1 protein-coding gene is annotated in these 780 nt (G+C 43.2%); it reads left to right on the top strand.

The window, feature by feature from the left end; genetic code table 11:
• Positions 1-45 precede the first annotated feature (45 nt).
• Positions 46-780 (top strand): FAD-dependent oxidoreductase (locus A3756_RS25695; protein ID WP_197481552.1); only part of this gene is annotated, 735 nt, incomplete at its 3' end.

The following is a 780-nucleotide window of genomic DNA, read 5'->3' as shown; positions in this document are numbered from 1 at the left end:
TCGGCTTCAAAATCTGATTTCTATCTTGTCGAATAGGTGGCAGCCATGAAGCATATTATCATTATTGGTTCTGGGCATTCCGCGATTACGCTCGTCCGTGAACTTCGAGCGCACGGTAAAGCACTTAAGATAAGCTTACTTACGCAAGATTCAGGTGATTTGTACTACAAGCCAAATTTATCGAAAGCGATTTCAATGAATAAGGCGCCGCTTGATCTGATTATGAAAAAAAGGGAAGTTCTTGAACAAGAGCATGACGTTAAAATCATCCATCAGGTTCAGGTTGAAGCGATTGAAACAGACCAACGTTGTGTTCGTTACCGAGACTCTAATAGCGCAGTCAATGAACTAATATTCGATGAGTTGGTTTTAGCAACAGGCGCATCCCCGATGAATCTCGAACTAACAGATTCTCCACGATGCGTTTCAGTAAATAATCTAGCTGAATACGAAATGTTTAGAGCAGAACTCCAAAAACTTGATAAAAGCACGAGTCGAATCGCCATTATTGGTGCCGGTTTTGTCGGTATCGAGTTTGCCAGTGATCTGTGTAATAACGGCTTTCAGGTTGATGTTATAGATACTGCGAGCTGGCCGCTTAGCAGAAGTGTACCTGAGCAACTCGGTGAGCACATAATGAATGCGTTCCCAAAAGAACAAGTACAGTGGCACATGGAGCAGAAGGTAGGTGATGTTCAAGATGACGGTGATCAGCTTTTACTTGAGCTAGATACGGGTACCGTCATCCGCGCAGATCTTATCTTGTCAGCAGTTGGATTA

Source organism: Oleiphilus sp. HI0086 (assembly GCF_001635225.1).
This window is presented reverse-complemented; position numbering and strand designations above follow the sequence as displayed.